6 protein-coding genes are annotated in these 5,190 nt (G+C 56.0%); 2 read left to right on the plus strand and 4 right to left on the minus strand.

Going from position 1 to position 5,190, the window contains the following annotated elements; translation table 11 throughout:
• From metG to rsmI, 4 genes are all read right to left on the minus strand, one after another.
• A partial coding sequence (metG, locus tag RR877_RS09610; RefSeq protein ID WP_332628070.1) for a methionine--tRNA ligase occupies positions 1–942 on the minus strand: 942 nt, incomplete at its 3' end.
• A 42-nt stretch (positions 943–984) separates the two neighbouring features.
• Complete coding sequence (locus RR877_RS09615) at positions 985–1,263, minus strand: hypothetical protein (RefSeq protein WP_332618702.1); 279 nt, start codon at positions 1,261–1,263, stop codon at positions 985–987.
• A gap of 1 nt (position 1,264) precedes the next feature.
• Positions 1,265–1,651, minus strand: coding sequence for a hypothetical protein (locus tag RR877_RS09620; protein WP_277494783.1), 387 nt, complete (start codon positions 1,649–1,651; stop codon positions 1,265–1,267).
• An 89-nt stretch (positions 1,652–1,740) separates the two neighbouring features.
• Positions 1,741–2,556, minus strand: coding sequence for a 16S rRNA (cytidine(1402)-2'-O)-methyltransferase (gene rsmI, locus RR877_RS09625; protein WP_332628071.1), 816 nt, complete (start codon positions 2,554–2,556; stop codon positions 1,741–1,743).
• Positions 2,557–2,596: 40 nt separating this feature from the next.
• Between rsmI and RR877_RS09630 the strand changes: the two genes are divergently transcribed.
• Positions 2,597–4,114, plus strand: a complete 1,518-nt coding sequence (locus RR877_RS09630; RefSeq protein WP_332618700.1) for a phospholipid carrier-dependent glycosyltransferase — start codon at positions 2,597–2,599, stop codon at positions 4,112–4,114.
• 73 nt (positions 4,115–4,187) lie between these two features.
• Positions 4,188–5,190: L-serine ammonia-lyase (locus RR877_RS09635; RefSeq protein WP_332628072.1), on the plus strand; the 1,003-nt coding region annotated here is incomplete at its 3' end.

Consider the following 5,190-nt stretch of genomic DNA (forward strand, 5'->3'; position numbering starts at 1 on the left):
AATACCGGTGAGCTTGGACTTAGACATCTTCTCGCCACCGACGAGGAGCCAGCCGTGACCATAAACCTGGTGAGGAACCTCAACACCGGCAGCCATGAGCATGGCAGGCCAGATCACGGCGTGGAAACGGAGAATGTCCTTACCCACGATGTGAGTCGCAGGCCACAAAGAAGCAAGCTTCTTTTCGTCATAGCCATAGCCGGCAGCGGTGATGTAGTTCAGCAGTGCGTCGAACCACACATAGACAACGTGCGAGTCATCCCAGGGAAGCTTGATACCCCAGTCAAAGCTGGAGCGGGAAATGGAGAGGTCGTTCAGACCCTGCTTCACAAACTGGATTACTTCGTTGCGTGCAGATTCTGGCTGAACAAAGTTCGGGTTTGCTTCATACATATCCAGCAGTGGCTGGGTGAAGTCACTCATGCGGAAGAAGTAGTTCTTCTCGTGCAGGTTCTCGACAGGCTTGGAGTGAATGGCGCAGACCTTCTCGCCTGCGAATTCTCCCGTGCCCTCAACCAGGTCAGAGTCCTGCTTGTATTCCTCACAGCCCACGCAGTAGGAACCCTCGTATTCACCGGTGTAAATGAATCCCGCGTCATAGAGGTGCTGCAGGAACTTCTTCACGTTGTCTTCGTGACGAGCATCCGTGGTGCGGATGAAGTCATCGTTTGAGATGTCGATGGTGTCGAGTAGGGGCTTCCATGCGGACTCCACAAGACGGTCAACCCACTCCTGGGGAGTAGCGCCATTTGCGGTGGCCGTGCGGAGGATCTTCTCACCGTGCTCATCGGTACCGGTGAGCATCCAGGTGCGGTCGCCTGCCTGGCGGTGCCAGCGTGCGAGCACGTCAGCAGCTACCTCCGTATACGCGTGACCGATGTGTGGCACGTCGTTGACGTAGAAGATAGGCGTGGTGACGTAGAAGCTTTTGCCGGCAGACATAACTTCTATTCTATTTCGCCCCAGATGGTGAGAAATACCGAGCTATGCGGCTCGATCGAAGGGAAGCGCAGCAAAGTATTCCTGAAGCTCTTCACGCTCATCAGAGTTCCAGTTGACCTCTGCAAGATACTTTTCTCGGATCACCTGAGGCACATACAATTTCAGATCGAAGGCAAGAGCAAAACCTGTCATGATCGCATCCGCGGGCTCTCCGGCGAAAAGCGCAGAATCGACAAATCTCAATCGAGTACGCACCACTTGGCATGCGAGAAACTCACGTAACTCATAGGCCAAAGTGGTTGCGTCGTTCATGGTTTTCATGTTACTCGCCTTCATTTTCTTTGTAAGTATCCAGAGGAATTTGCCGGCCAGCTACATTTCTCACAACCCCTTCGCCGCCAATGGGAAAACAAGAAACAGGCGTTAACCCCTTCTTCGTCACAAGAAGCTTAAGTTCGATGTGTACTCCGCGAACTGTTTTTTGCAAAAAGATACGTTTCCCTGAAAACGTCACAACTTCTGGGCCTTGAAGAACCGTATTCATAGCTTCCACAATGTGTTCTTCCGTCCAGCTCACCGGAAACTCGGTCTTCCCTGGACGAGACATTCCGTACTTGTGACCGCCAAGAGTGCTTTCAGGTTCGCCCTCAAGCACATGTCGGATGAACCGTTCACTTATAGCCACATGATCGAAAGAGAGGAAGGACATCCAAGCAGAATGCCTTCTCAAAAATGAAGCATGTTCCCAGAACTTTTCTCTGTGGAACGAAGCAGTGAAATGTTGTTGTGTAGGAGAACCTATTTAGCCGCGAGAGCTGCCTGATACAGCTCTCGCTTGGAGAGCCCAGTCTCTTCGGCAACCTGAGTTGTGGCCTCTTTGAGGCGCATTCCGTCGGCCACGAGCACCTGAACTTGAACGAGTCCGTCTTCCAGAGTGAGCGTTGCCGCAGTAGCCCCTCCGATCACCAACACGATCTCGCCGCGGACGCCGTCGGCCGCCCAGTCGGCGAGCTCTTCCAGAGTTCCACGCTTGACCTCTTCATAAAGCTTGGTCAGTTCTCGACACACTGCAGCAGGGCGATCAGCACCGAGCTCATCACGAGCATCAGCCAAAGACTCAGCAATGCGGTTGGGAGACTCAAAGAACACCATGGTGCGAGACTCGCGAGCTAAAGCGCGGAAGGTGGCCTTGCGTTCGCCTTGTTTGCGAGGAAGGAATCCCTCAAAGGTGAAACGGTCTGTGGGAAGCCCTGCCACGGCGAGCGCGGTAATCACCGCACTAGGCCCTGGAATAGCGGTGACCTGGACTCCTGCTTCCGCAGCGGCCTCAACGAGGTGGAAGCCTGGGTCACTGACAGTAGGCATGCCCGCATCAGAGAGCACGAGCACGTTGCCTTCTTTGGCCAGCTCAATGATTTCGGGGCTCTTGGTTGACTCGTTGTGGTCGTGGAGCGCAATCAAGCGAGGACGATTCTCAATACCCAGTGCATTCAAGAGCTTGGATGTCGTGCGAGTATCTTCACTGGCAATCACGGTTGCCTCGGTCAATGCCTCCACTAGTCGGGTGGATGCATCGCCCAAGTTACCGATGGGGGTTGCTGCCAGGATGATCACTCTCCCAGTTTGGCAGGGTTCTGGTCTGTAGGCTGAACTGGTGAAACGAGCGTTGGCCTGGGGAGCTCCTGCAGCAGTACTTCTGCTGGCTGCCGTTCTGCGCCTGTGGAACTTAGGCAACCCACATTCCCTCGTTTTTGATGAGACCTTCTATGTCAAAGACGCCTGGTCGTTGTGGAACAACGGCTACGAGTCCACCTGGGGCGATGACCCAGATAAGAAGTTCAATGCCGGCATTACTGATGGCTTCACCACTGATCCTTCCTATGTAGTTCACCCCCAGCTGGGTAAGTGGCTCATCGGTCTAGGTATGGCACTGTTTGGTGCTGACAATTCGTTCGGCTGGCGCTGTGGTGTCGCCATTGCCGGCATCTTGATTGTTCTGCTGGTGATGCTCATCGCGCAGAAGCTGTTCCACTCCACCACCTTGACCGTGGTGGCCGGTGGCCTGATGGCCATTGACGGCCATGCCATCACGCTCTCCCGGGTGAGCTTGCTGGATAACTTCGTCACGCTGTTTACTTTGGCTGGCTTCGGACTCGTACTTCTTGACCGGGAGCGAAACTTGCCCAGGCTGATGGCGTGGATGCGCCGGCGCCGTGCACAACTCGGCGAGGATGCGGATGGCCCCACCTGGGGTCCCACGATGTGGAACAGGCCCTACCTCCTTCTTGCTGGTCTGGCTTTTGGCCTGGCCTGCAGTGTGAAGTGGTCTGGGATGTATTTCTTGGCCGCCTTCGCCGTCTATGTCGTCGTCATGGATGCCCTAGATCGACGCCGCGTGGGTCTTCCGTTCTGGTTTTCAGCTGCAGTGTTGAAACAGGCACCCGCCACCTTCATCCTGATGGTGCCGATTGCCATCGCCACCTACATCACCAGTTGGATGGGCTGGATTGTGACCAGCGGTGGGTATTACCGCAACCTCGTGACCGCCGAATCTAGCCTGCGCTGGACGGGACCGCTGTCCTGGGTTCCCGACTGGGCGCAGAGCCTGTGGGCGTATCACGTCTCTGCGTACCAATTCCATGTGGGCCTCGTCACACCGCATTCCTACCAGGCCAACCCCTTGACCTGGCTGATTATGTGGCGGCCCACCAGCATGTTCTATGAAGGCGTCAACAAGGGTGACGCTGGCTGCACCTTCGACTCCTGCGCTTCCGCCATTACCGCCATTGCTAACCCCCTGATTTGGTGGGGTGGCACAGCTGCCCTGGCCTACCTGGCCTACCGTCTCGTTCGCTACCGCGAATGGAAGGTTGGCTTCATCCTGATGGGCATCGTTGCCGGATACTTCCCCTGGTTGATGTATCTGAACCGCACAGTGTTCCAGTTCTACGGCATTGTCTATGAGCCCTACATGATCCTGGCCATCACCTTCGTGGTGGGGCTCATCCTGGCTACCAAGGACGAATACAAGCGCAGCACGGGCATTGCTATTCTCACCGTATTTGGCATCCTGACTGTGCTGCTGAGCATCTTCTTCTACCCACTGTGGAGCGGAATGCAGATCCCCTATTGGTACTGGCACATCCACATGTGGATGCCCAGCTGGATTTAGCCTGTCCCACTGACCGGACACGCGAAGACACATTTCTCTAGTCGCTAACGAAGAGCACCCCTATGCTCATACTGTGACAGCGTACGTCTCAGCCTTTGACCTGTTTTCTATAGGTATTGGGCCCTCCAGTTCCCACACCGTGGGACCCATGAGAGCAGCCCTCGATTTCGTCACCGCTCTGAAGAACAAGAACCTCTTGGGTTCTGTCACCAGTGTGAACTGCAGCCTCTACGGCTCTCTCGGTTCCACAGGTATTGGTCACGGCACCCCCGGTGCCGTGATTGCAGGCCTCACCGGTCTTGCCCCCGAGACCTGTTTGCCCGAACAAGTGCGTAGTGCGTGGAGCAACCTCGAGAGCGACCCCACACTCAATCTCGGTGGAAGCCACTCAATAGCTTTCACTTCAGAGGACATTTCCTTCGAGCCCCGCACCAGATTGCCGGGTCACCCCAACGCGATGACCATCCGCGCCTTCGGCGCAGATGCACTCCCCTTGTTGGAACAGACCTACTACTCCGTGGGTGGCGGTTTCATCCGCCGCGACGGCGAAGAAGCTAGCACCATCACCACCGAGTGGCCATTGCCCTACGGAACTTCCGCAGCACTGTTGGCTCTGTGTGATGTTCAGAACATGACTATTGACCAAGTGGCCATGAAGAACGAGCTCTCTCAACACAGTGAGACTGAAGTCAACGAACGCCTGGATGCCATCTGGGACACCATGCATAACTGCGTGAACGCAGGCCTCACCTCCGCTGGGACTCTGCCCGGTGGCCTCAACGTGAAGCGTCGCGCTGCTGAACTTCGTGAACACCTTGTCACCGCAGATGCTGCCAATAGCCGCGACACCACTATCGAGTGGCTCCACGCCTTTGCCCTTGCGGTCAATGAAGAAAACGCGGCCGGAGGCCGCGTGGTCACCGCACCCACAAACGGTGCTGCCGGCATTGTTCCTGCCGTGGCCAGCTACTACCTGCGCTTTGTTCCCGGGGCTAACCAAGAAGGCATTCGCCGTTATCTCCTCACCGCCACCGCCATTGGCTCACTGTTCAAGGCCAATGCCTCTATCTCTGGAG

The organism is Aurantimicrobium sp. (assembly GCF_036667855.1).
Classification (GTDB): Bacteria; Actinomycetota; Actinomycetes; order Actinomycetales; family Microbacteriaceae; genus Aurantimicrobium.

Excerpts from the sequence above, each read along its gene's own strand:
- RR877_RS09620 (WP_277494783.1), bottom strand. The coding sequence starts at position 1,651 with ATGTCCTTCCTCTCTTTCGATCATGTGGCTATAAGTGAACGGTTCATC.
- RR877_RS09615 (WP_332618702.1), bottom strand. The coding sequence starts at position 1,263 with ATGAAAACCATGAACGACGCAACCACTTTGGCCTATGAGTTACGTGAG.